The sequence below is a fragment of the Paenibacillus sp. P22 genome (assembly GCF_000469945.2).
Classification (GTDB): domain Bacteria; phylum Bacillota; class Bacilli; order Paenibacillales; family Paenibacillaceae; genus Paenibacillus_O; species Paenibacillus_O humicus.
This window is the reverse complement of record NZ_CBRA020000015.1, coordinates 15,659-42,503: the sequence shown is the minus strand read 5'-3', so window position 1 is coordinate 42,503 and position 26,845 is coordinate 15,659. Positions and strand designations below refer to the sequence as shown.

General features: G+C 50.3%; 23 protein-coding genes and 2 pseudogenes. 3 read left to right on the top strand and 22 right to left on the bottom strand.

The features are described from left to right. Together BN871_RS04575 and ligD are read left to right on the top strand one after the other, a co-directional pair. Window positions 1–717, top strand: a 717-nt coding sequence (locus tag BN871_RS04575; protein WP_048744821.1) for a hypothetical protein, incomplete at its 5' end; no start/stop codon positions are given. Window positions 718–723: 6 nt separating this feature from the next. Then, a complete protein-coding gene (ligD, locus tag BN871_RS04570) occupies window positions 724–1,638 on the top strand; it encodes a non-homologous end-joining DNA ligase (RefSeq protein ID WP_021877377.1) in 915 nt (304 codons plus the stop codon). Between the two features lie 371 nt (window positions 1,639–2,009). On the opposite strand, the gene cls is transcribed toward ligD, so the two are convergent. Then, window positions 2,010–3,437: a cardiolipin synthase gene (cls, locus tag BN871_RS04565; RefSeq protein ID WP_021877376.1), complete on the bottom strand. Its 1,428-nt coding sequence runs from the start codon at window positions 3,435–3,437 to the stop codon at window positions 2,010–2,012. Window positions 3,438–3,713: 276 nt separating this feature from the next. On the opposite strand from cls, the gene BN871_RS04560 reads away from it, so the two are divergent. After that, entirely contained in the window at window positions 3,714–4,181 is a 468-nt protein-coding gene (locus BN871_RS04560) for a polymer-forming cytoskeletal protein (RefSeq protein ID WP_021877375.1), read from the top strand. 51 nt (window positions 4,182–4,232) lie between these two features. Here the strand turns inward: BN871_RS04560 and BN871_RS04555 are convergent, their stop codons facing one another. The 21 genes and pseudogenes from BN871_RS04555 to BN871_RS04460 form a co-directional block, all read right to left on the bottom strand. Then, window positions 4,233–5,213, bottom strand: a complete 981-nt coding sequence (locus tag BN871_RS04555; protein ID WP_198158007.1) for a copper amine oxidase N-terminal domain-containing protein — start codon at window positions 5,211–5,213, stop codon at window positions 4,233–4,235. A gap of 36 nt (window positions 5,214–5,249) precedes the next feature. Next, window positions 5,250–6,026 (bottom strand): annotated as a pseudogene (gene tagH / locus BN871_RS04550) (teichoic acids export ABC transporter ATP-binding subunit TagH); the annotation flags it as partial. 15 nt (window positions 6,027–6,041) lie between these two features. Then, complete coding sequence (locus BN871_RS04545) at window positions 6,042–6,689, bottom strand: ABC transporter permease (protein ID WP_198158006.1); 648 nt, start codon at window positions 6,687–6,689, stop codon at window positions 6,042–6,044. 153 nt (window positions 6,690–6,842) lie between these two features. Further along, window positions 6,843–8,129, bottom strand: a complete 1,287-nt coding sequence (locus BN871_RS04540; RefSeq protein WP_048744818.1) for a nucleotide sugar dehydrogenase — start codon at window positions 8,127–8,129, stop codon at window positions 6,843–6,845. A 40-nt stretch (window positions 8,130–8,169) separates the two neighbouring features. Beyond that, the gene (locus BN871_RS27445) at window positions 8,170–8,958 is read right to left on the bottom strand and encodes a hypothetical protein (RefSeq protein WP_021877370.1); all 789 of its coding nucleotides are present in this window, start codon (window positions 8,956–8,958) and stop codon (window positions 8,170–8,172) included. Between the two features lie 20 nt (window positions 8,959–8,978). Further along, complete coding sequence (locus tag BN871_RS26545) at window positions 8,979–10,886, bottom strand: glycosyltransferase (protein ID WP_157060199.1); 1,908 nt, start codon at window positions 10,884–10,886, stop codon at window positions 8,979–8,981. Between the two features lie 25 nt (window positions 10,887–10,911). Next, the gene (locus tag BN871_RS27440) at window positions 10,912–11,118 is read right to left on the bottom strand and encodes a hypothetical protein (RefSeq protein ID WP_157060198.1); all 207 of its coding nucleotides are present in this window, start codon (window positions 11,116–11,118) and stop codon (window positions 10,912–10,914) included. A 12-nt stretch (window positions 11,119–11,130) separates the two neighbouring features. Next, window positions 11,131–13,296: a glycosyltransferase gene (locus BN871_RS04530; RefSeq protein ID WP_021877368.1), complete on the bottom strand. Its 2,166-nt coding sequence runs from the start codon at window positions 13,294–13,296 to the stop codon at window positions 11,131–11,133. Further along, window positions 13,277–13,546, bottom strand: coding sequence for a hypothetical protein (locus BN871_RS04525; protein ID WP_021877367.1), 270 nt, complete (start codon window positions 13,544–13,546; stop codon window positions 13,277–13,279). The genes BN871_RS04530 and BN871_RS04525 overlap by 20 nt, the downstream gene beginning before the upstream one ends. Further along, window positions 13,546–14,848: pseudogene (locus BN871_RS04520) on the bottom strand (glycosyltransferase). Before BN871_RS04520 ends, BN871_RS04525 begins: the two are co-directional and overlap by 1 nt. Next, the gene (locus BN871_RS04515; protein WP_083436235.1) at window positions 14,799–16,028 is read right to left on the bottom strand and encodes a glycosyltransferase family 4 protein; all 1,230 of its coding nucleotides are present in this window, start codon (window positions 16,026–16,028) and stop codon (window positions 14,799–14,801) included. Before BN871_RS04515 ends, BN871_RS04520 begins: the two are co-directional and overlap by 50 nt. 291 nt (window positions 16,029–16,319) lie before the next feature. Beyond that, on the bottom strand, window positions 16,320–16,937 hold the full coding sequence (locus BN871_RS04505; RefSeq protein WP_157060197.1) for a hypothetical protein: 618 nt from the start codon (window positions 16,935–16,937) through the stop codon (window positions 16,320–16,322). Between the two features lie 127 nt (window positions 16,938–17,064). Next, entirely contained in the window at window positions 17,065–18,777 is a 1,713-nt protein-coding gene (locus tag BN871_RS29580; RefSeq protein WP_127507131.1) for an S-layer homology domain-containing protein, read from the bottom strand. Between the two features lie 942 nt (window positions 18,778–19,719). Continuing rightward, window positions 19,720–20,532, bottom strand: coding sequence for an ABC transporter permease (locus BN871_RS04495; RefSeq protein WP_021877363.1), 813 nt, complete (start codon window positions 20,530–20,532; stop codon window positions 19,720–19,722). Next, a complete protein-coding gene (locus tag BN871_RS04490; RefSeq protein ID WP_021877362.1) occupies window positions 20,516–21,472 on the bottom strand; it encodes an ABC transporter ATP-binding protein in 957 nt (318 codons plus the stop codon). The genes BN871_RS04495 and BN871_RS04490 overlap by 17 nt, the downstream gene beginning before the upstream one ends. A 187-nt stretch (window positions 21,473–21,659) precedes the next feature. After that, window positions 21,660–21,908, bottom strand: a complete 249-nt coding sequence (locus tag BN871_RS04485) for a hypothetical protein (RefSeq protein WP_021877361.1) — start codon at window positions 21,906–21,908, stop codon at window positions 21,660–21,662. Between the two features lie 438 nt (window positions 21,909–22,346). Continuing rightward, window positions 22,347–22,850, bottom strand: a complete 504-nt coding sequence (locus tag BN871_RS04480; RefSeq protein WP_021877359.1) for a DUF1854 domain-containing protein — start codon at window positions 22,848–22,850, stop codon at window positions 22,347–22,349. Window positions 22,851–22,852: 2 nt separating this feature from the next. After that, the gene (locus BN871_RS04475; protein WP_083436234.1) at window positions 22,853–25,159 is read right to left on the bottom strand and encodes an ABC transporter ATP-binding protein; all 2,307 of its coding nucleotides are present in this window, start codon (window positions 25,157–25,159) and stop codon (window positions 22,853–22,855) included. Between the two features lie 37 nt (window positions 25,160–25,196). Beyond that, window positions 25,197–25,652, bottom strand: coding sequence for a hypothetical protein (locus tag BN871_RS04470; RefSeq protein ID WP_048744812.1), 456 nt, complete (start codon window positions 25,650–25,652; stop codon window positions 25,197–25,199). A 13-nt stretch (window positions 25,653–25,665) separates the two neighbouring features. Continuing rightward, entirely contained in the window at window positions 25,666–25,944 is a 279-nt protein-coding gene (locus BN871_RS04465; protein WP_048744811.1) for a PqqD family protein, read from the bottom strand. Continuing rightward, a complete protein-coding gene (locus BN871_RS04460) occupies window positions 25,941–26,744 on the bottom strand; it encodes a hypothetical protein (protein ID WP_021877355.1) in 804 nt (267 codons plus the stop codon). The genes BN871_RS04465 and BN871_RS04460 overlap by 4 nt, the downstream gene beginning before the upstream one ends. Window positions 26,745–26,845 lie beyond the last annotated feature (101 nt).

Sequence of the window (26,845 nt, the reverse complement as noted above, 5' to 3'; positions counted from 1 at the left end):
GCCCCCGGCAGCCTGGCCGGCTCGGACGACAGGCTGCTGCGTCCGCAGCAGCCTCCGGGCTTGGGCAGCCATGCCGATTCGGCCGATCAGCCCCAGCCTCCCGCCGGACTCGCCTATGTGCTGTTCGATGTGCTGGCGGCGGGAGACCGGGATCTTAGAGGCCTGCCTTATCTGCAAAGGCATGAAGTCCTTCTGGCCCTCTCTCCGAGGCTGCCGGAGGGGATGCTGGTTACGGAGCTTTACCGCGACGGAGAAGCTCTGTGGCAGTGGGTCGCGCAAGCCGGCTGGGAAGGCGTCGTCAGCAAACGCCTGGATTCTCTCTATAAGGAAGGCAAGCAGCACAAGGATTGGTTCAAGAAAAAAACCGCCCTGCTGCTGGATGTGGACATCGTCGGACTCAAGATTCGGGATGGAATGGCCGCAAGCCTCGTCATGAGCGTCGACGGGCAGTATTTCGGCAGCGTATCGCTTGGGTTGACCGGGGAGATGCGCGCGCTCCTGACGAGCCGGCTTGTGCCGGAAGGCGCATTCGCCGACGGCTCTTTGCATGCGGGGACAGCCCTTCCCTTTGCCGCTCTCCCCAATGACCTGAAAAAGGAACGGGTCGTCTGGCTTCAAAATCCCTTTCCTTGCACAGTAACCGGGCTGGAGATCACCGAGGCCGGCCAGCTTCGCCATCCCAAGATCGCCGGCTTCGGCCGCCGGAGAGGAGAGTAGAAGTCCATGCCAGCATCCAATGGCTATCGCAGCGAAAAGGGAAGCATCACGCTGGACGGCCACCAGTTGACGATAACGAACCCGTCCAAGCCGCTGTGGCCGGAGATGGGCATAACCAAGCTCATGTATTTGGAGAAGCTGGTCCAGCTCTCCCCCTTCCTGATTCGGCATTGCCGCGACCGTCATTTGACGACGATCCGTTATCCGCACGGCATCCATGACAAGTCCTTTTACCAGAAAAACTGCCCCGAGCCGCGGCCCGAGTTCGTCCGGACCCGGTCGGACGGCAGCATCGATTATGTCGTTCTCGACTCGCTGCCGACCTTGATCTGGCTCGGGAACCTGGCTTGCCTGGAGTTCCACGCTTCCTTCGACCTGGCCGACGATCCCCAGCATCCGACCGAATGGGTCATCGATCTCGATCCTTCCGTGGAAGAGGAGCCGAGAATCATGGAGGCGGCCTGGCTTGTCGGCGAGCAGCTGAGAGGCCTCGGCATCGAGTCGATCGCCAAGACGAGCGGCGCTACCGGCGTACAGCTCATCGTACCGCTGGCCGATCGGCTAAGCTTCGACGAGCTGCGCTCGATCGGACTGTTCGTCGGGGGTTATATGACCCAGAAGCATCCCAAGCTGTTCACCGTGGAGCGGCTCAAGAAAAACCGCGGCGATCGGATCTATTTCGATTACCTGCAGCATTATCAAGGCAAGACGATTGCCGCTCCCTATACGCCGAGAGCCAGAGCCGGAGCGACCGTCTCCACTCCGCTGGAATGGGACGAGATCAGGCAGGGAGCGCAGCCGCGCGACTTTCACCTGCTCAATATTCACGATCGGCTCCAGCAGCGCGGAGATCTTCTGGCGCACGCTCCCAAGCAGGCGCTGAGGCCTATTTTGGATTTTTTGAAAAGCAGGACACCATAATCAAAATATGCTATAATGTGCTACATTATGTATCATTCAATTGAAACATACGGGGTGAACGGGGTTGAGTCTGGCTGTCGTCAAAGTGATCTGCTATAGCTGCGGGAATGCGGATTCATGCCCTTCCCTTGAGGACAAGCTCGGCTTATCCGACCCGGCTTCGAGAGAGCAAATAGCCGCAGGCTTGGAACGGAAAGCCTTGTTCCACACCTGCAGCCTCTGCGGCACGCTGTTTAGAATCATAGAAGCGGATCTTGTTCCTCGGCCGCCTGCGCTTTGAAGCTTCGAGCCGCCGGCTTGCCGGCCGCACCATGCCCTCTCTTCGGCCGGCTCCTCCCGGGCCGGCTTATGCCGGTTGTTAAGCCGGCATCCTACAATAGCGGCGACAGCATATGCGCCGCCACTTCTGCCGCCTTCTGCGTCCATGGACGCGCCTCGAATTCGCCGAGCTTCAGCTCGTAGCAGTCCTTCAAATCAAGCATGAAGTCCTCCTCCAGCCTTCCGATCGCCTTGCTTCCGAACAGATTCGCATTGATCTCGAAATTGCTGAAGAAGCTTCTCATATCCATATTCGCCGTTCCGACCGACGCCATGAGCCTGTCCACGATCATGACCTTCGCGTGGATGAAGCCTTTGCGGTAGCGATAGATGCGGACGCCCGCCTCAAGCAGGTCCTGGACATAGGAGAGCGAAGAATAGAGCACCAGCCTGGAATCCGACTTGTGGGGGAGGATGATTCGGACATCCACGCCGCTCAGCGCCGCAGTCCGCAGTCCCATCAGGACGCTCGGGTCGGGAATGAAGTACGGCGTCGCGATGTAGAGCTTGTCCTTGGCGGCGCTGATGGCGGAGAATACGCTCTCCAGGATGGAGTCCGCGCTCGTATTCGGTCCGCTGGCGACGATCTGGACCTGCTCGGTGCCGCTGCAGCCATGCTCCGGAAGATAGGCGGGATGATCCAGCTTCTCCCGGGCCGTGAACCACCAGTCCCGCATGAACACCAGCTGCAGATAATAGACCGCGTCCCCTTCAATCCGAACATGCGTGTCCCGCCAGAAGCCCAGCTTCGGGTTTTTGCCGAGATATTCGTCCCCGATGTTGATGCCTCCGACGAACCCGATCTTCCCGTCGACGACGACAATCTTCCGATGGTTCCGGAAGTTGACGCGCTTGTCGAAGAAGGCGATGCGCGGAGCAAGGAAGCATTGCATCTTCACGCCTCCGTCCAGCAGCTCCTGCACATAGGCGTTCCGGAGCTCCATGCTGCCGATTCCGTCGTAAATGACTCTGACCTCGACGCCTTCGGCGGCTTTGCGGAGCAGCATCGCCTTGAACTTGCTGCCGATCTCGTCATGGCGGATCGTATAATAGTCGAGATGAATGTGATGGCGGGCCGAATCCAGCGCCTGCAGGATCGAGGCGTAGGTCGGCTCCGCGTTGGTGAGGATCTCCGTCCGGTTGCAGCCGGTGACCGGCAGCATCGAGAAGCTGTCGAGCAGGTTGAACAGCCGCACCTCATGCTTGAAGTCCGGATTTTCCATGTCTCCTGGCCGATGGACGAGAACGCTTTGCCGCAGCGCCTTGAGCTGGACCTCATGGGCGATGACGCCCCTTCGCCGGACCGTGCGCCTCGTCTGGTATTCGCGCGCGACGAAGTAGTACATGACAAAGCCGATGACGGGCAGCACGAACAGGATGAGCAGCCAGGCGACGGTCTTGCTCGGCTGGCGGTACTCGAGAATGAGGATCGTCATGATTTGGAAGAGAAAGATGAACAGGGCGAGCACGAGCCAGAACATGAGGCACCTCTTTTGCGGATTGGCGGAATCGGATTGGACTCATCCGTCATTCGTTATTTTACCTGATGGAGAGAGTCCTTTTCTATCGCAGGAAATAAGGATGGCGCATGATTATATCCATTGGTAGTAGTATCAACGGCAGGCAGGATTTTCAAGCATTTTATCCAAGACGATGCCAGGATGGTGAAGTCCCCTTTCTTTGGGAAATGGAATGAAGGACTCCGTTGGGGAATACATACTACATAGCATGAATTCATCCAAGGGAGGCGGATATCGATGTTCAAGGAAAACAAGCGCTGGTCGGCTTCGGATACGTTGATCGGCCAGGGAACGCGTGCGGAAGGCACCTTATCCTGCCAGGCAAGCCTGAGAATCGAAGGCGAATACCGCGGAGACATCGATTGCAAGGAAGATGTCATTGTCGGAGAAAGCGGCGTGGTCCGCTCCAACATTTCGGCCAAGGACGTTACGATATCCGGCAAAGTGTACGGCGACATCACGACGACCGGACGCTTGACGATCATGTCCAGCGGCGAGCTCCACGGCAGCGCGACAGCCGCCTCGCTCATCGTCCAGGACGGCGGCATTCTCAGCGGCAGCTGCCGCATGGAGCGGCCGGCAGAACCGGCCGCTCCAGCCGTCCGCAATCCTGCCGAGCCTTCGGATGCGGCGGGGCGCGATATCCGGGAAGTTCGCGAGGCCGCCCGGGAAGGCTCCGTGAAGGAGCGGCGCCAGGCTGGTTGATGACAAAAAAAGCCCAGCATCGGCTCATCGGCCAATGCTGGGCTTTTTAAATCAGCCTTTCATCATGTCGCTCATCAGGTCACGGCCTGCGTCCAATTCTTCGTTGTATTTCTGACGATACTCCTGGATGATTGACGTGCTGTAGCCATACTTGTTCAGTTCGGCTTCCACTTGGGAGACAAGGGAATCAAACTGCGAGCTGAAGCTGGCCAGCGATGCTTCGCCTTGTTTCTTCAAAGCGGCTCGCTTAGCTTTATCCGACGTGTCCACATATTGCTGCCCGAGCTTGAGAAAAGTCGTTTTGGCGTTCATATACAGAGTCTGGAGCTTGGCGTCCGCCCGGAATTTGACATCCTCATAAGCGGGGGGAGAAGGCATCACGATGCCGCCGCCCGCCGATCCTCCCGAAGCATTGCCGGTCGAGCCGGAATTGCCGCTGCCAGCGGCATTGCCGGAACCAAGATCTTCCGGCTTAGGCTCCGTCGGTTTGTCGGAAGCCGGTGCCGGTGAAGTGATGGTGATCCGCTTGCTGGAGCTGTCCCATTTCACATTCATGCCCGTGCTTTCGCTCATGAACCGGATGGGAACATACAGGCTGTTATTCAGCATATAAGCCGTCTGGCCGGCAGGGAGCTGTTTTTTCACTCCGTAAAAGACAAACGAAGCTTTAGCCGGTGTAATGGACAGCTTTTGATTCCCGATCGAAGCCGGCGCTCCGGAAGCCCCGATCGCATTGAGAAAATACTCCCTCAGAACGACCTGTTCTTTGTCTGTCGGCTTGGATACCGTTACCGTAGATGTCGAGGCGTTCCATTGAACGGACTGGAGCAGACCGTACGCGATATAACGGATCGGAACGTAAGAAGTACCTTGGTAGGTGAATAAATACTGATTGTCAGGCATCTGCAGCGTTCTGCCGTCAAATATGGTCTCATAGGCAACAGATTGCGTTTTTACCGTTGACGCGGCGGCTTGAGCATAGTGCGGCTGGACGATGAAGGCGAGCAATGTCGCCAGAACTCCGATTTTCAATCGATTCCACATCATAAATCCCCATTTCTATTCTTAAAATTCTCCCCAGTGCGAAGCTCTGAGTTCGGTCCTCTCTGCCGGAGAGAGAGCTTGATAATGCTTCAAGAACCGCTCATACTCCGCTGCGACCTCTTCAATATCTCCGTATTTCTTCAGCTCGCCGTCATGAAGCCAGAGCCCTTTGCCGCAGAAGCTCTTGACTTGCGACAGAGAATGGCTGATAAAAAAGATCGTTTTTCCCCGCTCTTTGAATTCATTTATTTTGGCCAGGCACTTGTCGCTGAACGTCTGATCCCCTACGGAAAGAGCCTCGTCGATGACGAGAATGTCAGGATCGATGTGAACCGATATCGCAAATCCAAGTCTGGCCTTCATTCCGCTGGAATAGCTTTTGATAGGCTGATGAATGAATTTCCCCAGCTCGGCAAACTCGATCACAGCCGGCGTTATCGCTTTGATCTGCTGATGGGACAATCCCATCATCAACCCTTTCAGCTCAATATTTTCAAGGCCGTTGAGCTGGTTGTTCAGACCGGAGGATATCGCGATAAGAGCGGCGTTTCCGTTGATGTGAACCGAACCGCTGGAGGGAATCGTCACTCCGGCAATAAGGTTGGACAACGTGCTTTTGCCGGCGCCATTCAGCCCTATGATTCCGACTACATCGCCCTGGTCGACCGCAAAAGTCAGACTGCGCAGAGCATGATGAACAGGGAAATCCTTCTTGATATAAAATAAATCCCGAATCTTTTCATTTATGCTGGAATGCAGCCGAAAAGATTTGCTTACCTCTTGAAACTGGACTTGATGCACGCTTAGTCAACACCTCTATTGATAATCCATAAAATGCTTGCGGAATCGAACATGGATGAACGCGCCCCACACAAACAACACCGCTACTCCCAGCCAAAATCCGGCGGTATAGGCCGTAGCGATATAAAATTGATTGAAGAGCATCGCATTGCGGTATCCATCCACTAAGTAAGTGACGGGATTGTAGTGGATCACTTTTTTCAGCAGCTCCGGCGTCTTGGCGTTTACCGTCCACATGATCGGAGTAATGAAGAACAGGGCTCTTGTAACCGCGCCGATCACAAACCTGAAGTCGCGGACAAATGCCGAAACGGTCGAGGTAAACAAAGCCAACGCGGATAAAAGGGACAATGATGCGATCAGATAATAAACGATTCCCAAATAAGATAATCCGAAAAAGCCATATTTAATGACGACCGCAATCAAAACCATAACCAGCATAATCAAATGAGAGATCAGCTGTGTAAGGATGGTGATGGAAGGAAGTACGCTCAGCGGAAACTTCATTTTGGATACATGGCCTAGCTGCGAGCTGACTGAGTTGGCTCCCTGCACGATTCCTGAGCCGATAAACAACCAAGGAACAAGGCCGCAGCTCAGCCAGAGGACAAAAGGAACTCCCTCTACGGAAGCTCCCCCCCGGATCCCCCAATCCAAAAACAACCCAATAGACGGCCAATTGACTGAGCGGATTCAGAAGCACCCAAAGCAAGCCTAAACGATTGGACATATAAGTGGATTTCAGCTGAAACAAGGCGATTCTTACGATCATATAGCGGTTTTTAAAATGTTCCTTTGCTACGATGTTCAAAAAATTCATGCAATCACGGTTTCAAGATTATTTACAAACTGATATAAGTTTCCGAAATTGACTGTTTGCAATCCTTGAGCATTTTCCGGTTTCACACTATTCCTCGTGTCGAACAGCAGCCGGTTCCTCATTCCCTTCACATACGGACTGAAGTCCATGACCCGAAACTCGGTATGGTCCGTTAACAGAAGGATAAGATCGGCATCTCTCAGAGCTTCCTCGGCGGAGACAAATCTCGGGTCCAGAGTATTTACATGCGGATCATGAATAGACAAGCGGAAGCCCGTTCCCGACAGCAGCTCTACGATTTCCATGGCAGGGCTTTCCCGGATGTCATCCACATCCGCTTTATAGGTAACTCCCAAGACCGCTATTTTCGGATTGTGGATCCCCCTGACCAGTTTCTCTGCATTTGCTGCCACGTAGTGTGGCATGGATGAATTGGTCTCTCTGGAAAGGTGAATGATCTTGGCCAGATCCGGCGACTTGGCGACGATGAAATAAGGATCAACCGCCAGGCAGTGTCCGCCTACACCTGGGCCGGGATGATGCAAATTGACCCGCGGATGTTTGTTGGCCATCTCGATGACTTCCAGTGTGTTGATGCCCAGATCGTTGCAAACCTTCGTCAATTCATTGGCGAGAGCGATATTCACATCCCGGAAGGTATTTTCCATCAGCTTGGACATTTCCGCCGTGCGGGCATTCGTTTTGATGATTTCACCTTTGACGAATGTCCGGTAGACATTCGCCCCCGCTTCCGCGCAAGCTTCCGTAACGCCGCCGACAATGCGATTGTTGTGGACGATCTCATGCAAGATTTTACCTGGCAGCACTCTTTCGGGGCAATGAACCAGATAAATGTCCTTACCAACAACAAACCCCGCGGCCTCAATAAGAGGTTTCACATGGTCATCCATGCTCCGCGGGGCGATCGTCGATTCAATTATGATTACATTGTGCTTTTTAACGTAGGCAAGGATTTGCTTTGTTGCTTGGAGCACATAGCTCAAGTCGCAGGATTTATGCTCATCATCGATATTCGGAGTCGGAACAGCGATGATAAAGACATCTGCTTCTTCCGGCATTAATGAAGCTCGGAACTTCTTCCTTTCGACCACATCTTTGACTGCTTCTTCCAACCCCGGTTCCTCGATATGGATTCTGCCGGAGTTCAATGTCTCTACTACTTTATGATAGACGTCTACGCCTACGACGTCGGCTCCGTGCTGAGCGAAGGTGACTGAGGTAGGCAGACCGATGTAACCGAGACCTATGGTACAGATTTTCACGTGAATACCCCCATTAAATAAACTTTCTCAGAAGTTAGATTTAACCTTTGGTGATTTCTTCAATAGACTCTAGGAGATACGGTGGATAGAACGTAGCAACATCATTATGACTAGAATAAGGACCTAAATTTAATATATATTTAAAACCGCACTTATCAAACTCTTCCAGCAAGGGAATAACATGTTTTTTATAATGCATTTCCCCTTCTCCTACATGAATTCGTATATTAGGAGACTTCTCAGCTTTTTTTACTACATCAAAAAGTAAATTATCTAAATAGTTTTTATGATTATCTTTTGTTCCACCAGCTATGAAATGTGCAATATAGGCACCCGCAATAACTTGTTCAATTAGATAATGTCCTAATTTGGTTTGAGGAGAAGCTGAAATTACATTTCCATAGCCATACTTAAAGGAAAAATAAAGAGCAGCATACCCCCCCTTACTTGATCCAAATGTAATTACATTTTCCTTACAAATGTTATTTTCGACTCTGATTTTTTCTATTAATTCATAAACGGATCTTTCAACAGCAAATTCTTTGTTTTCTCCAAGATAATAACATCCGATCATTCCATGATGATCCAAAATAAAAAGTTGGTTTATCTCAGTATTCACAAGAGTTTTAGCATAATTATAATTTGGAGGTGTTCCTATTTTCGGTATTCCAGAAAATCCAACAATTAAATAATCACTATTTCTTTTTTTGAAAACATATTTCACTTCTTTTTCTCCAACATAAATATCTTCTCCAGAAAAAGAGCGAAGTTTACTTTTCAAGATTTCAATTTCTTTGTCTTTCTTTTGTAGTTCTAACTCAAAGTTCAATCAATGGCACCCTTTCAATTTCAAATAAAAATAGAACTCAAATATCTATTAGTTCTTTTTATTTCTTTTAAGATTTTATTTTCATCAAAATATGTAATTGGATATTTTTCTATATCAATAGAAGTCACATCATATTTAGATTCAAAAATAAATGCAGACATTTCATGTTCATTCTCAAAAATATACTTCTTGGGATAAATCGTTTCTGCTCCAGGCCAATTGAAAATTACTGGGATACTGCCGGAAACCATGCCTTCCATTGGAGCCAAGTGAAAACTCTCATATTCACTAGTAGAAAGAATAAAACCAATTCTCCTGAACCACTCATTCACATCATCCCCAGAAGGATCAAATACGACGTTATTCTTCCAGGGAGCTTGCTCTATTCTACTAAAGGCATTATCGTAGTACAGCTTTTCTTGTTCCCTCTTAAGAACCCAAGGAAGTTCATGAGGTAGTTTGCTTTTAATGAATAGTTTATACCTTTGGTTCTTTTCCCATAAGTTTTCAAAAATATTCAATGCTCTGTCAAATCCTTTGAGAGAGGGAATTATTCCACAGATTCCGACATTAAATTGAATATCCGCATTTTCAATTTTCTTTTTTCTGAATTTTTTAATGTTGATCATATTGTAAATCATAGTAAATTTAGATCTGGGTATTTTAAGGACTCTGTGAAACTCCTCAAGGATGTAGGGAGAAATTGCCACGATATGATCAATATTGTCCAGTTGATAGTTGACTGGAAATACTGTTTCAATTTCTTGGCGATGCATTCTAACAATTAATTTTTGACCTTTTATCTTATGATTCGAGTACCAGACAGCATTGCCCAGACCCCATTCACAGAAAATCACATCTGCCCATTCCAAGCAGTGCTTGCTATGCTCTTCGTTATGCTTGTTATGCCCCGTCCAAGGATCAATCTTCACCTCGTATTCGGGCTGGACTACAAAATAATCAATAGCAGATTGAATAAATTTAAAATCATGTCCTGCAAATACCACATTTATTTTGTCCTTATTAAAGCTCCATAATGTTTCCTTGATTCTCTTATAGGATTCTTCATACCCAAACTTATTACAAGCCTCTTGAATTTTCCTTGATTCTTGCCTGTACAGTTGAGCATTATTCATTATTTGAATTGTCTTCTCAACAACCTCATCCTCAGTTTCTGCATACATAAAATAATCTTTACCTAATATGGATTCATGCAGCTTCGTTCTTCTTACGATCGTCGGTTTGCCTAACCGCCCATATTCCAATAATTTTGTCGATAACTCCGTACTTGAATCATTATCGATACTTTCACTTCTCCAACAAAAGCCGATGTCTGAATTTCTAACCAAATCAATAACAGCACTTCTGGATACAGCGCCGGTCCATGAAATACCTTCTGTTTGTTGCATTCTCATAGTCAGTTCATTCTTTTTAGCGGCAAGATCACCTTGAAATTTATTTCCCGCTATATTTAATTTCATATTCAAATCCAATGCTCTTAATCTTGCAAAAATATTCAACATCTCTTCAATGTACCACTCTGAAGCAAACTTACCGCTATATACGATTGTATTTGACTTCACACGGGGCCTTGAATCCACGACCTTGAATTCTTCTGGAATCATAGGATATAACAGTCTAAACTTCTGACCGTCCACGTTTAGACTTTCAACTAACAGTTCTCTGGCTTGCTCCGTTTGAACGAAAAAATAAGTAACGTTGTGATATATCTTCTGCAATGCATAAGCATCTTCTGTATTAATGACACTGCCTGTATATTTTATATTTGTGATATACGGAATAACTTTTTGAGCATAGGGCTTGAGACACAACTCTTTTGCCAAATCAAAGCCTCTCACAATAATACAATGGTACTTGTTTTGACCATCAAGTTTCTCAATAGCATGAATGGCATCTTCAATGGACAATCTATTACTTCGAGTTGTAATAACATCATGATGTTGAATTAGTTTCACTCTCGGTTTGTTTTTTCAGATCAGATAATACAACCTCGTTGATAGGTTTTGCTTTAAGCAGTACATCCACATCTACGTTTGGATCCTGTGACACTACTCTTGCAGTAGATTGGAGCCAAATCGCCGAGCCATCCAGATGATTTAGGTCAACATCGCCATAGAGCAAAATTTTTAAACGTCGCATAATTACCCTCTTTTATAGATCATATATGACAGGCTGCTTGGAAATGAAATTCTGAATATAATTAAATTTATCTACCGAAAACAACTTATGTCCTTGAGGGAAATACCTATTGAAATTTTTATTTTCTTTTAAATCAGATAAACATTTAAACAAGTTTTCTTTGAGAATAGACGCTTTAATCATGGAGGAATGCGGCTCCAAATTCATCACGAATACGTACTCATCTTCATCATTATCTATGAACTCATTATTTTTGAAGCAGTACTTGTTGCTCTTGCCGATTATTTCACTATGGCTGTATTCAATAGCTATTGCCATGTCCAACAGGTAGTTTTCGCCGTAATGATCGTTGGGATTAATATAGCAGACATAAGTATCCCCGAAGAAAGAGGCTGCTTTTCCATAAAATTCGGCATAAGAATAAACATATGCGTTCACTTTATCGTTATTATAATGATTAAGGATATCTATGTATCCTTCAAAATTATCTAGAAAAATGCATAGTTTTTTATCATTCCAGGTTTGTTTTGAAAATAAATTGTAGACTCTTTCAAACTCTTCTTTAGAATGCACGACCGAAACCATGCAAATCTGTTTCATCGGCAAAGGATGTTCAACCTTGATTCCGATTTTGTTTACTAAATATTGAAGTCGATGTTGATAAGTATGATTTAAATATATCTCTCTGATTCCTTCAAGAGACTTGCGCCTGTAATAGAGATCATCATTCATTAATAGATTCATTTCTTCTTCAAGGACATGAACCTCGTTAGAATTGATAACTAGGTTGTTAAACATAGCTTGAATACCTTTAGACTTAGTACTCACAACAGGGGTACCGCTTGCCAATGCTTCGAAAACCCTTCTCGAAAACATTGTGGGAGAATCAATGACACTATTAACGTTCAAGCAAATTCTATAACCTTTATAGGCCTTCTCAATATCTTCGTAAGACAAGCTTCCAATGATATGATTCTTCAAGAAATCTGGGAATTGAAAATTACTATTTTTGTTTTTGAGATTAGCCTCGAAGTTCCGATCATAGATATCAAACTCATATTCACAAGCAAGATTAAATAAAATATCCATCGCATTTTGCCGATCCTCGTGTCGGTTCGAATAATAGGAACCCGCAAAATTAATTTTGTGCTTCCGGCCTTCAGGCAGTTTGACCGGATTATGCAAAGAAGGGTCGGCAGAAAAAGGCAGGGCAAAAACACGATTATGTTTAATTTTCTTCTGATAATCAGCAATCATGTTACTATCCGTCGTAAATACGTAGTCAAATAATTGGGCTGTATCTATAAATTTATTGAAATGTATTGGATCCTCTTTGTTCCAAAAAGCGGTGGGAACCCCGTTTTCCCTGCACCAGTTCAGCAATTCCTTCAAGTCTGTTTTATCTTGATTGCTGTAAGTCGCAATTTTATACTCCCAAGTTCCCTGATATCCTTTCCATGCGGATTCAACCAATAAAATATCCGGCACTTCGGAATCAAGAGTTTCTTTCCAGGTGGAAGGTGTAAGATTAATCAGCTGGACATTTTTCTCGTAACAAGTTCTCGAGAATTCGTCTAAAATGCATGCAACTTTAAGGCTCTTTAATGATTTGATTATTTGTTTACGTTTATTTGATATAGGTTTAGTGTTTTGTACATAGAGATCTTTTAATTCAGGTTGCTTTCGAATTAACTCTAATCTTTTAATTTTAGCCGTTCCTTTTCCATTTACCTTAAGAGCGCATCGTACAGCTTTCGTTTCATCCTTTAACCGGAACTCATTACGCTTGCTATTGACTGGCATCACGATTTGATTTATTTTTTCTTTTTCATCATATTCAATGACAATTAAACTAATTTCTATGTTGCCATATTCTTCCATTTCAATATTTATATTTAAAACATCTTTTGAACATAGCGGGAATCTATGCTTCGGATAGACACTGAAACTGTTGTTTTTCTCTATGTAGGACAGATATCTTTTAGTCTCTTTAGTATTTGATATAACAAGTACATTTGCTTCGTTAACTACCGTGATATCATTAGAAGAGGCAGTCCAATTTTTTCTTAATAACGAATGCTTAGATTTAATTATGTTAGGATCAAGTTGATTTTTAATCAGGTTCATAAGACGATGATTATTATCAATTTGGCTATGGCTACGCTCGTCTTTTTTCATTAATTTTCACTGCCTTTGATAATTTTTTCTTCAATCTCCAATAAAACTTCATCATTACGATTACTTTCATTGTATTCATTTTTTCCAGCTTACGATTTAACTGCTCTACTTCTAACTTATGAGTATGAATTTCTTTTTCAAGATTATTGATTATATGATTATTTTCATCCAATTGTTTTAAAACATCTGCTAATAAAAGAGATACCTTATCCCTATCGTTCAAAAAATACGTATTGTTTGGCTCCTCCATTAAATAATCACTTCCTTATATATCTTAATGAAGCTTTCTTTTTCACTTTTCCAATTAAACTTTTGTCTTGACTTCAAGGAGTTTTCTTTCCCACTCTTATAAAGCTGTACATCGCCCAACAGCCTATTCACGCCGCCTGCAATCGACTCCGGACTATGCGAATCCACGCATACACCAATCTGCTCGCCTTCAACAACCCGCTGAATCTCGGGGAAAGAGCAGGCCACTACGGGAACTCCGCTCATCATGTATTCAAACAATTTATTGGAGGAAGCGGAGTAATGATTGAAGCAAATGTTGTTCAGCACCTGGAAGCCGAGGTAGGCGTTTCTTGTATAATGAAGCAGATCTTCCACCGGCACTTTAGGAAGAAACCTTACTTTCTGCTCCAGGCCTCGCTCCCGTACCATCGCAACCAGCTCCGGCTTGATTTTCCCGTCGCCGATCATCACGACCACTCCGCGATCGAACAATGGGACCGCCTCTATAATCTTGTCCAGTCCTCGTCCGATTTGAATTCCGCCCTGGTATAACAGGATCGGCTCATGCAGGGGAATTTCAAGCAGCTCGTGCAGGTTAACTTGGCTGCTCTCTTCAGGCCTGGAGATCTCCGGGTAGTTATGCACGACATTCGGATAAATACCGTACAATTGTTCCGTATACTTGGCTCTCGTATGATTTTCTGCAATCATGACGTCCACACGCTTCACGAGGAAACGTTCAGCCATCCCGTAAACCGGACTGTTGTAACCCGTCCGGCTCGTCTGAACTTCGTGTGAATCATAAACGAGCTTGCTTTTTCTCCATATCCTGCTGCATAGATATCCCTGAGGCAAAGTGTTCAGATCGTTGCTATGATAAAGGTCGTATTTCTTTTTCAAGCCCTGCCTGACCATTTGCAGAAAGATCAACGATTTGTTGATAAACCCTCGACTTTTTCTTGGCAGAACTAGAGCACAGGCTATCATTGCCGAACAAGTCCATAGGGGAATAAAAAAAAAGACCTGCCAAGGCAAGTCCTAAGGGTATGGTTATAAGGGTTGGATATTGGCGCAGATGCCTTTTCAATCGGTTGGCTATGCCCGCAACAACGGATAGAAAACGGAATGAGCTTCGGACCCGATAAACCGAATAACCTTCCTTTCGGCTTTCGAACCTGGGCAAGTGCGGATTTTTGAAATCATGAATAGCAATCAAGTCCACTTCGTAGCCAGCCTCGGCAAGAGCGGAGCATTCTCTCATGACTCGAGCATCATTTGTAAAGTGGTTCCAAACGAACATGCAAATTCTCTTGCTCATAATCATTCTCCAATATTTGATCTAAAATGGATATGTTTCGCTGCCATTGAAAGTGCTGCAGAGCATATTCATATCCGCTTCTCCCAAGGTTCATTCTCAATTCTTTGCTAGCTAGAAGCTTTTCGATGAATTCAACGATTGCGATCGGATCGCGAGCCTCCGACACGAACCCGCATTTTGCCTGGAGGATGAGGTCGGCGGAATATCCGGATACGGCTCCGATGATCGGCTTGCCCATGGACATATAATCGACGATTTTTCCAGGGAGCACTTTATCGAATACTCTCTGTGGAATCAGGCTAACGAAGGCAATATCCGCTTGATTGACGGCTTCGACCGCTTCCTTTTTGTTGGAGGCGTCAATAATCTCCAGGTTGTCCATCCCAGCCTGGTTCACACGGTCCTTCAGTTCTTTGTAGCGGTATCCATAACCCATGATTTTGAAATTAACATCTCTTCTCTTGCTCATGAGTTCGGCAGCCTTCAAAAAGATGTCCAAATCCTGAGCCAATCCAACGTTGCCGGTATATACCACCGTCAGCGCCTCATTGTCCTTGTGCAGGGAAGGCTTGGCTTCAATATCCTTGTTGTTCAAGGAATTCGGCATGAAACTGATTTTGTCCGCTTCGATTCCTTTGCTCACGATATGAGGCTTGAAGCCTTCGCTGTTTACGACAATATGCTTGGCTGCTCTATAAATCCGCTTTTCGATCCAGCCGGCCAGGAAGATGATCGGCCTGTGATTGAACGCGCCTGTACCCAGCAGCGAATCCGGCCATAGATCCCTGACATCGAGAATCAGCGGACATTTCAACCTTTTTTTGGCCGCCATACCCGCCATTCCCACAAAAATAGCCGGCGTTGAAGCCAGTATGTAATCATATTCAGGGTTGAGCCTGCGCACGGTGCGAATAAATTTATACATCATTTCCGTGTATAACAGCAGCCTGTTATACAGGTTATGACTATACTTCCTTGTCCTCATTTTAAGGCGAATGACCCGATGAGGAGGCTTGTCCTGCTCCCAGAAGCGACTGTCCTTGTACATGTTGCGATTAGGATAGCTTGGCTCCATAGTCAGCACGGTAACCTCGTGCCCCAGAGCCTGGAGTTCGTTCGCCATATTCGTGATTCGGTTGGCGGCGCTACCGATCTCGGGGTAGTAGTTTTGAGCCAGCAGCAATATCTTTTTGATACTATCCCCTCCAATACGACCAGTCTGCCGGTAAATGAAATCGAGCTACATCCTTTAATCGACGTTTGGACAGCTATTTTAAAGGATATAGCTCGATTTCTTTACCATAAAAAAAAAAGGGGGCATCCAACCCGCCCTCACATCATGCCCCCGACGATGAACGTCTAAGGTCTCATAACCCACAGCATGACCGAGTGTCTCCAGTGATAGAGGTGCAGGAGGCATTACCTTCTATGCTTTTACTTGCTTTTACTTGCTTTTACTTGCTTTTACTTGCTTTTACTTGCTTTTTTCCTGTTTGAGCAGCCGTTCTTCCTGCTTGATCACTTCTTCGTAATTCCGGCCTTGGCTGACGCCATACTTCTTGGCAATCGTAATAAGCTCGTCATACTGCTCCGGCGTGACTTTATCGTGAATGATGGCACGGGCTTCGCGTTTCTTCTCTCGGGTCAAGCCGCCCTGGGCCAGCTGCTGAAGCTTGCGGATGTCGCTCAGGCTCAGCTTTTTCAGGAGAATCGCCATGACGTCCATTTTGTCGGAGACCGAGACATCGTCCTTTATTTCCTTGATTTTTTCTCCGGTCAGATTGGCCGTATATCCTTTTGGATCTTTGGCCGCTTCTTTTTTCGCTGCAGGAGCTTTTTCCTCCGATGAAACGGTTTCTTGAGCTGCTTTTTGCACGTTTCCGTCCGCCTGTTTCTCCTTTGAGCCTTCATCTGCAGATGCTTCCGCTGACGCATCTGCTTCCCCTGATTGGCCGACGGCAGTCGCCACGACCTGCTCCGACATGGAATCCAAAAACTTATTCAAGAGAAAATTTGTCGTTGCAATACCGCCTGTACCAAGTACGACAACAACCGCACCCGTCCAAACCAGTACTTTTGTCTTTTTTCGCATGGGCTTCCCTTCTCGGTCGGAATGATAGCCAGCCGACAGCTAAAGTTTAAAAAGTCTTCCTCTTAGGAAAACAAACAAAAGAGGAAGACGGCGACTATTTTATGCTTCAACCAAAGTGAAGAACATGTTATTTGACTTGCAGTGCCCGGTAGATCATGACGGCCGCTTCGGCGCGGCTGGCATTAGCATTCGGCTTGAAGTAGCCATTGTCCCCGATGACGATGTTGAGGCTGGCTGCCAGAGCAGCGCCTTCGCGGAGGGAAGCGTTGATGCTGGCGCCGTCTTTGAACGCAGCCAGATTCGTGTCCGTCCCTGCCGCGGCTTCCTTGCCGATCTTATTGCTTGCTTTCAGCGTGCGGGATACCATCGTCGCCATCTCGGCGCGGGTGATCGGAGCGTTCGGAGCAAAGAGCGAAGCCGTCCGGCCATTGATGATTCCTTTGTTGACGGCGTACCCGACATACGGAGCAAACCAGGATTGGCTTGGAACATCGCTGAACGAGCCCGCTTCCGATTTGCCCTCCAGATTGAAGGCATGAATCAGCATCTTCGCAAACTCGGCCCGGGTAACGGTGCCTTTAGGATCGAAGCTTCCGTTTCCTCTGCCTTCAATCGCGCCTTTGGCGGCGAGAACCTCGATTTGCCTTCCAGCCCACGCTTTTACGGAGAGGACATCGTTGAAAGCGACTTTGTTCTCCACGACGACATAAGAAGAGAAATGATTGCGCGGCTCAACCAAGTAGTCCCCGTTCAGCTCCCCGCCCTGGAATTTCAGGCTCCCGTTATCGATGCGGGCTGCGCTGAGCAGCTCCTTGTCCACTCCAGCCGAAGCCGCAACCGGAATCCACAGGCTGATCGGATGATCAAAGCTCTCCGTCGCCACTCCGCCAAGGGTAAGGCTGAAGTCATATACGGGAGAAACAGCCTTGTACGCTTTCAGACTTGCTTGTTGAGAAGCATCCTGCTGCTTGATCGTGAAGGCAAACGATTTTTGGAACTCATCCGCACGAGGGAAGGATGCGGTCAAGCCATTCACGGTTACATCCAGAGAACCGAATGGAATCGCTCCCCACTTCTGCATGGATGCTTCCGGAATCTTGAGCGTGACCGTTTCCTGGGCAACATTCCCAAGATCAATCTTGAATGCGACGGATGGAAGGCTTTCCTTGGAGCCCGCTTTATTCAGGAAATCAGCAAGCTTGTCCAGAATAGCCTTTGCTTTGTCCAGCAGATCGTTCAACTCAGGACCCAGCTCTACCAACGCCTCGTTGCCGGCAACTACGGCAAGCTTGGATGCATCCAAGGTTTGAACTTTCTTCAGCTCTTCATTGGCCAGCTGGACGGCTTGCTTCACAAGCTCCTGCTTCTCGGAATCCGATGCATTGGCCAGCTTTTGGAGAAGCTGGTTGAAGGTCGAATCCAAATCCGATGCAGGAGGCGTGACGATAACCGTTGGATAGGTAGGATTTACGGGTGGATCTACAGGATCAACGGGATCTACGGGATCTACAGGATCTACAGGAACTCCCGGATTTGCAGCATCCAGATCAAGGATTTTGAAATAAGCTTTGACCAGAGAATTGACGGCAGCGCTATATACAGGCTGGCCGATTGCATCCCTGATGTTGTTTTTTACTGCCTTCAAGTCCTCGGAATTGATTCCGTAGTGATTCAACAGCTTGTTTACCGGGCTGTTTTCTTCTTTTCGAACGTCAGCCAGCAACGATTCCAGAAACGCCTCCTGCTTGGACTCGTCCTTGGTCAGAGCAGAGAGTTCAACGGCGCTCAAGGCAAGCAGCTTGATCTGAGCGAGGTCTTGGATATGTAGGAAGTATTCCATTACAGCATCTACACTTACGCTTGTATCCAGTCCGGCGGCAGAGGATAGTTCAACAAGAACCTTTCGGTATGCCTCATTGCTGCGCAGCTTTTCAAGGAATGCGCCTTCTGGATCATAGTTCAGGTATAGGATTTCGTTTGCCAGATCTCCCAGAACATGCTTCTGATCTTCCGTAAGATTGAATTTCCCGATTACCGGCCGGATGAGATCATGCTTGCTGTCGTCTGGAACCGCTTGGACAGCCTTTAGCGCGGCCTCAAGATTTTCTTTCCCCGCAGCATCGAGAGCCTCATGCAATTGCTTGATTTTCCCCAGCAGATCCGACTGAGTCGAACTGCTCGCCGCACGGACAACAGGGACACCGAACAGTTGAGAAACTCCATTCGTAGAAAGAGGAATTCCTGAGAGACTGCCCGCCAGTACAGTAGCAGCTACTGTACATTTAATTATATTTTTTCCAACTTTATTTTTACTCAACTCTTCACCCCATTTGTTGTATATATGGAAAATTAATCTTAGGCCATACTAGCACCATATTTAGACAATGGTCAAGGAAAAATCCCGATTTATTATATTTCTTAAGTCCTAAAACGAGTCGAACTGCTAGGAATTAGAACCTATATATCACTATATAATTATTTTTATTACGATATTTGTATGGTCGAATTCTCCTATTTTTCGTATTTATTCGAATCATTAAATACAAATAATTTTCATGGAAATAAATCACCATTTTTAGGATTTCAACATTTTCAGACTGATTATTTTACATTAAGTAATATTTTTTAAGGGATTGAAAATTTCATTCATTACTTCTTTACAGCACCGAAAAAAGCCTCCAAGACTATGTCCGCCCCTCCTTAACAGGAGAAATCGACATATCCGGAGGCTCGCTTATTTTTTCCCATAAAATTACTTAAGTTCATCGGTTAAACAAAGCCGTCAAGCGGCGACATCCCGCCTCGTAAACACGAACCATGACAAAGCCATGAAGATGACATAATAGCCGGCAAGGACGGCGAGAGAGAAGCCCAGCGTCATGCCGCCGTTCGCCCCGCTGGAGCCGATGCCGATGTATCGGGTCAGATCGAGATGCTGGAACAGCACGTAATCGACCCATTTGCGGTCGATCAGCCCGAACAGCTGGCCGAGCGTCTTGCCCATCAGCACGACGAACAAGGAAAGTCCGATCGCCAGAGCGCCGCTGCGGAACACCGACGAAATCATGAATGCCAGCGTGACGGTTACGATCAGGGAGATGAACTGCATGAAGAAGGATTGGTTGAAATACGACCAGGCCGACATCGCAGGGTCCGCGGCTCCGAACACCTCAGCCGCCTTGATGCCCTTCTCATAGCCGAAGAAGATGATATTGACCAGCAGCAGCGCGGCATACAGCAGCGCCATGCTGAAAAAACCGAACAGAAGCGTCGCCGCATACTTGGACAGCAAAATCTTCGAACGGGACCAAGGTCGGATCAGCAGCAGCTTGATCGTTCCCGCCGTGAATTCTCCCGCGACGATGTCAGCGGCGACAATGACGGCGAAAATGCTGACAAGCGGCATCATCACAATCATCTCGATGGCTACCATCTGCCACATGGAAGGCGGGTTCGCACTGGATGAATAGGCGATTCCCGATACTGCGGCTACCGCAAGGACCATCAGTCCCCACATGATCCATACCCGGGCGCGCCGGTAGATCTTCATGTTCTCGTTGAGCACGAGATTCCCGAAATCAAACAACCGACTCACCTCCCGTCACTTCCAGGAATTGATCCTCGAGCGACTTCGCCTTGGACCGGATTCCGTATACCCGGATGCCTTCCTTCACCAGGAGAGCGTTGAGCTCCGCTATATCCTCGCGCAGCGCGTCGATGACCAGCAAGCCTTCCCTTACCGATGCGCGGATCTCCCTGCCCCCGTCATCCCCGGCAGGACGGATCGACCGGCGGATGACCGCCAGCGCTTCGTCCGGACGGTCGAGCTCGAACTGGACCGGTACGGGCACCGCCTCCTGAGACCCATCGCCGCTGCGCAGCGAACGGATATCGATCAGCTTGCCGGCCTGGATGATGGCCACCTGATCGCACATCAGCTCCATCTCGGAGAGCAGATGACTCGAGACGAACACCGTAATCCCTTCCTCTTCGGCTAGCTTGCGCAGGTAATCCCTCAGCTCCCGGATGCCGGCGGGATCAAGGCCGTTGGTCGGCTCGTCCAGAATGAGCAGCGACGGCTTGTGCAGCAGCGCCTGGGCGACGCCAAGCCTCTGCCTCATGCCCAGCGAGTAGGTCTTCACCTTGTCGTGGATCCGCTTGTCCAGCCCCGCTAGGCGAATGACTTCGTCGATGCGGTTCCGCCCGACTCCCGGAATCATCCGAGCGAAGTGAAGCAGGTTCTGGTACCCCGTCAAGTATTTGTACATCTCCGGATTCTCGACGATAGCCCCTACATGGCGGATCGCCTTCTCATAATCCGTGGCGATGCTGGCTCCGCCGATGCGGATCTCGCCTTCCGTCATTCTCATCAGGCCTACCATCATCCGGATCGTCGTCGTCTTGCCCGATCCGTTCGGACCGAGAAAGCCGAATACCTCCCCCCTCGGCAAATCCAGAGTGAGGCCGTCGATAATGGTCTTGCCGCCTATTTTCTTGGTCACGTTCCTGAATTGAACGATCGCGCTCGTCTCCAAACTTGCACCTCCTCATCGACCTTCCAGCCGTTTACATATCCTGTTGTATTATAGACCATCAAGCAGGGGAAGTGGAACCTGGACCTTGGTCGGGAAAGCGGACCGCAGGCTGCCGCACGCAAGGCAGGAGCGGATCCGGGCAAAAAAAAACCTGCCTTGCTCAGGCAGGATCAGCTCTGTGGAAATGTCAGGCCGTCAGAATCTTGCCGCGCCCGATAAATCCGCTTCCCTCTCTCGTCCGGCGCTCCGCAGGCAAGGCCACGATCTCGATATGGGCAACGCCGCTGTCCGAATCATCCGCATCCCGGCTCAAAGCGCAGGACCGGCAGTAGCCGAGACGGTAGGAACGGCGGTAGAAACCGGTTTTGAACAGCATCTCCGCTTCCTGGCGGGACATCAACTTCTCGCAGCATACGCAGTGGAATTGCTCAGTCAAGCTGCATCTCTCCTTGGAGTAAATATAGGACGGCTCGGGTTACGAAATGTATCTGATTCCTGGACCAAAAGCTCAGGATTCGCGGGCGACTGCTCTTCTCGACTGTACCCTCGCCATGACTATGACCTCATCCGACGACATCAACGACAAGATTTTGCTGCATGACGGACAGCTGGCATAGGGCTCTCAATGACCCTAACCATTGTTACGAAATGTATCATAACTCCTTCTATAATTTATGACAAATCTCGATTCCCGTCAAGGGCTAAAACTCATTTTTTTGTCGAATGCCTCCACGGTATGAATACGCTTACATATTTGACGAAAATAGCCACATTCCTTCTTGGGATACTAATAGATCAAATAGCCCCGGATGCAATACCGTTAGGCATTGCATCCGGGGCTCTGCGGTCCATTTCTACAGGCTCAGGCTCGTCCTCAACTGATCTTGCCCCACTGCTCCCGGCTGTTCCGATCCATCCGCTCCAGCCCGGACAGCTCGTAGCGCCGCTGGTCATCGTCCGTCACGATCCATCTGTCGTCGGACAGCTCATGGATGCCTTCATGGAGGATGCTCATGCGCAGCGTGCTCGGGCCATAATCGGTCTCGACCGACCAGATCCACTCGGAGCCTTTTTTGCGGATGGACACGATCCGTTCGATCCGGGGAATGATGTAGCTTCGCTCCAGCTCCAGGACGGCGGCCTGGCGGCTCTCCTCCTCCAGCAGATCCAGCTCGGCCAGCAGGGCGATTTCCACGTTGTCCTCATAGGATCGGATGGAGATGAGCCGGTCCGGCAGCGAATAGGGGAAACATCGGACCAGCTTCACCCTCCCCATCTGCTCGCCGCCGCGCACCGCCTTCAAATAGCCTTCGCGGTTGTGGTACAGCAGCACGTCGTCCGGCTTGGCTCGGTTCATATAAACGAGATTGTTCGTCATCCCTATCCCACCTCCTGAGGCGACTCGGTCATCTGCTTCTGCGACTCGACCAGCCTGTAATAAGTTCCCTTGCTCTTGTACAGCTCGTCATGCGTGCCCGTCTCGGCTATGCGGCCGTTGTCCAGCACGATCAGCCGGTCCGCCCCGCGGAGCGTGGACAGCCTGTGCGCGATCGCGATCGTCGTCCTGCCGCGGATCAAGCGGGCAAGGGCTTCCTGAATTTCGCGCTCCGTCTCGGTATCGACCGAAGCCGTCGCCTCGTCGAGGATGAGAATCGCCGGATCGAGCAGGACGGCCCGCGCGATCGCGATCCGCTGCTTCTCCCCGCCCGACAGCCGGTGCCCGCGCTCCCCGACCCTCGTCTCGTAGCCCTCGGGAAATCCGCAGATAAAGGAATGGGCGTTGGCGATCCGAGCCGCCTCGATGATCCGCTCGGGAGTGGCTTCTTTCATGCCGTAGGCGATATTCTGGGCGATCGTGCCATCGAACAGGAAGGTTTCCTGCAGCACGACCCCGATATGGGAGCGCAGGCTTTCCTGCCGGATATCCCGCAGATCGATCCCGTCCAGGCAGATGCGGCCGTCATCGGGATCGTAGAAGCGGCAGACCAGGTTGATCAGCGTCGTCTTGCCCGCTCCGGAATGGCCTACCAGGCCGACCATCTCGCCGGGCCGGATGGCCAGGTCGATTCCTTTGAGAACCGTCCGCTGCTTGTCGTAGCCGTACCTTACACCCTCGAACCGGATCTCGCCCTGGACGGCCGGCAGCGGGGATGCATTCTCCCGGTCCGGCGTATCGCTCGGCGCGTCCATGATCTCGAAGATCCGCTCCGCCGATCCCATGACGCGGTTGATCATCCCGAGCGAGGCGCCCATGAACTGCAGCGGCCCGAAGAACATGACCAGGTAGGAAGCATAGGCCGTCAGCGATCCCAGCGACATGCTGCCGTCGAGGACATGCCTGCCCCCCATATACCAGACGAGCAGTCCGAAGGCCGCAATGACCAGAGAGAAGACGGGCGAGATGCCGATCCACATATTGCCCATGGTGATCATCTTCTTGACGAGCAGATCGTTGGCTTTGCCGAAGCGCTCCTTCTCCCTCTTCTCCTGGGCGAACGCCTTGATGACCCGGATGCCTTGGAGCGTTTCGCCGATGACGTTGTTGACTCCCATCGTGCCCATCCACTGCGAGTACCACATGACCTGCACGCGCGGCCACAGCCAGAGCATCCCGAGAGCGAGGAAGGGGAGCGGAATCAGGATCATCCAGGTCAGAGGGGCGTTGAGGTAGAACAGCAGGCCCAGCACCCCGGCCGCCATCAAAACCTGCGACAGAATCTGGATGAATCCCTCCGTCAGGAACTGCTTGAGCTCCTCCGTATCGTTCTGGACGCGCCCGATGAACTGGGACACCTGCCTCCGGTCGAAAAATCCGAGCGACAGCCGCATCAGGGAGGCAAAGGCATCCTTGCGGATGTCGCCCATCAGCTTGCCGCCGAAGCGCAGGCCGATATAGCTCCTGGCCATGGACAAGCCCGTACCGGCCAGATGGGCGCCGGCCATCGCGCCGATGAGCAGGAGAAGCGTCGAAGGATTTCCGCCCAAGGTGAAGTTGTCGATCAGGAGCTTCATGAGATAGGTGGGGAGCAGTTCGAGGAGAATGCTCAGCAGCAGCAGGATGCCGCTGGCCTTCATCAGCTTGCGGTGAGGCGACGCATAAGCGAGTATCCGCCGGAACATCTTGGCCTTGTTGCTGCAGCGCAGGCACTTGGTCCGCCGGTGCAGCAGGCGCCTGCCGCAGACGGCGCAGGCTCTGCCCGGACGCCGGCGGGCGTCTGAGGCAGGTTCCTGCTCGGCCTGGCTGCCGCTGTCCCGACCGCTGCCAGACGCAGGCGCGGACGTCTCCAGCAGCGGGGAGAAGCCCGGGACAGGCACCGGCTCGTCGAGCCACGCTGAGATGGCCGGCATCGCCTTGGCGCATGCCTCCGCATGGCCGGCGGAGAAGCGGCCCGCTTCCCGCATGCCGTCCCTCGTCATCAGGATCAAGGCGCCGCCCGACAAGGCCTGGCGGAATTCGATCTCGTCGATCATGCCTTTGGGGTAGCGGCGCTGCAGCTGCCCCCTGTCGTTCAGAACCGCGACCTCCCGGTCGGTGAACAGAATGCGGTAGGATTCGAACTGGCGCGCCTCGTTGATGTCCCCGCTCAGCTTGAGCCAGGCTCCATCAAGCCTCTGCCTGAGAGCGGAGGCCGCTCCCGCAGCCTCGCCTTCCACTATTGCCTTGTGCTGCTTCGGTGTCCTTGCCATGATTGCTACCGGCCTTTCCGCGCTCGGCTCCGGCGCACTATGATGTGGAGCGGTACAGCGGCTTCCTGGACATGCTCCAATTGCCCAGCTTGCGCAGCACCTTGCGCGTCAGCGGGATGCGGAGCACGAGCAGGCGCAGCGCCCGGGAGCGGAATCCGCTCTCCGGCTTCCATCCCGAGCCGCTCCTGACTCCCGTCCACTTTCCCAGAATCGCTCCGGCCGGCACGGGATCATCCGGGATGAAGCTCGTATCCCCCCGGAACAGAAAGACATCGTCTCCGTCTTCGCTTCCTATGGAGACCAGCCTGTGGCCGGTCATGATTCCATAGGCATTGACGAACAAGCATACATCCCCTACGGCCAGCTCAGCCGCATCCGTCGTGACGAACCGGCTGACATCGCCTTCCTGGATTAGGGGATACATGCTCATCCCGAAGGACGGCAGCTCGATGCTGCCGCGCTTGCGCAGCAAGGCGGCAACGATCGGAGCCATATCCTCTCCCCTGCTATCCATGCGTGACCAGTCCTACCCGGATCAGCTCCGCGATGAAGACTTCCGCGTCCCGCCTGGCGACCTCGCGGTCGACATCGTACTCGGAGGCGATCCGGTCGATAAGCTGCCCGAGCGTGTTGTGATGCTCCAGCTGCTCCCAGATATAACCGCCCATCTCGTTGACCTTGGTAATGGAGTGGCTGTCGAGATCAAGCAGCACCCACTCCCCGTCCATCTCCGCCGACTCGACGGATTCCTGCCGGCGCAGGATCCGGCCTGCCGATATCGTCATGAAATCTGCCCCCAGAATGCATCGTTTTTTTGAAAATAGAGATTGTACGCAGGCACCTTCTCGACAACCTCGCGGCATGCCGCGATCATCTTGCCCGTCTCCAGCTTGCTGTGCTTCCAATAGAACACCTTGTCCATAAGGCCGATCAGGGTGTCCACCTTGCCCAGCCGGACTCTCTGAACCTCCGGCGATTGGATGAGGAAATGGATGCCGCCAAGCGGACAGCTGCTCGCCTCGCCCCTCTCCTCGTTCTCGCTGCGCAGCGGCGAGTCCTGAATGACGATGCCGCCCTGGCCGTCGAACAGCAGGAGAGTCGCCTCGTCGGACAAGATCGGCCGCGGCGCCGACAGCTCGGCGACCGTGGACTTGCCCGCCCCGGAGTGGCCGACGAAAATCCATGCCTTGCCGTTCTCCACGACGCAGGAGGAATGGATCAGGAGGCCTTTGCGGCGGTGGATCAGCCAGGCGCTGTACCAGGTGATGAGCGCATGCTTGAGCGCCAGATCGTCGAATACCTTGAGATCGACGCTGCCGTAATCGGCCGAGACTTCCATCCGGTAGTCGATCCGCTTGTACGTCACCGTCTCGCCGTTGTCTTCGATCTCCACGGGACCGTCATCGTACATGGAGCCGTAGAAATCCGTTATGTACAGGTGGATGGATTCGACGGCTTGACCGCTGCCGTCCGCCGGCTCATCCATTTCTTCCGGAAACCGGCTGGCGATCCATTCCTTCAGATGCTCGGTCTGGACGTTGAAGACAAGCCGGTGATCCCTGATTCTCGACGTATACAGATACATATTGTATCACCCCATATGTGACAATTCGCCGCAACGATGCTCCGAGAGAGGGGAACGGCGGCTTGAAGCCCGTTCCCCCTCAGGATTGCCGGTGCGGTGGA

Excerpts from the sequence above, each read along its gene's own strand:
- ligD (WP_021877377.1), top strand. The coding sequence starts at position 724 with ATGCCAGCATCCAATGGCTATCGCAGCGAAAAGGGAAGCATCACGCTG.
- cls (WP_021877376.1), bottom strand. The coding sequence starts at position 3,437 with ATGTTCTGGCTCGTGCTCGCCCTGTTCATCTTTCTCTTCCAAATCATG.
- BN871_RS04560 (WP_021877375.1), top strand. The coding sequence starts at position 3,714 with ATGTTCAAGGAAAACAAGCGCTGGTCGGCTTCGGATACGTTGATCGGC.
- BN871_RS27440 (WP_157060198.1), bottom strand. The coding sequence starts at position 11,118 with ATGCGACGTTTAAAAATTTTGCTCTATGGCGATGTTGACCTAAATCAT.
- BN871_RS04530 (WP_021877368.1), bottom strand. The coding sequence starts at position 13,296 with ATGAAAAAAGACGAGCGTAGCCATAGCCAAATTGATAATAATCATCGT.
- BN871_RS04525 (WP_021877367.1), bottom strand. The coding sequence starts at position 13,546 with ATGGAGGAGCCAAACAATACGTATTTTTTGAACGATAGGGATAAGGTA.
- BN871_RS04505 (WP_157060197.1), bottom strand. The coding sequence starts at position 16,937 with ATGCGAAAAAAGACAAAAGTACTGGTTTGGACGGGTGCGGTTGTTGTC.
- BN871_RS29580 (WP_127507131.1), bottom strand. The coding sequence starts at position 18,777 with ATGGAATACTTCCTACATATCCAAGACCTCGCTCAGATCAAGCTGCTT.
- BN871_RS04480 (WP_021877359.1), bottom strand. The coding sequence starts at position 22,850 with ATGACGAACAATCTCGTTTATATGAACCGAGCCAAGCCGGACGACGTG.
- BN871_RS04475 (WP_083436234.1), bottom strand. The coding sequence starts at position 25,159 with ATGGCAAGGACACCGAAGCAGCACAAGGCAATAGTGGAAGGCGAGGCT.
- BN871_RS04470 (WP_048744812.1), bottom strand. The coding sequence starts at position 25,652 with ATGGCTCCGATCGTTGCCGCCTTGCTGCGCAAGCGCGGCAGCATCGAG.
- BN871_RS04465 (WP_048744811.1), bottom strand. The coding sequence starts at position 25,944 with ATGACGATATCGGCAGGCCGGATCCTGCGCCGGCAGGAATCCGTCGAG.
- BN871_RS04460 (WP_021877355.1), bottom strand. The coding sequence starts at position 26,744 with ATGTATCTGTATACGTCGAGAATCAGGGATCACCGGCTTGTCTTCAAC.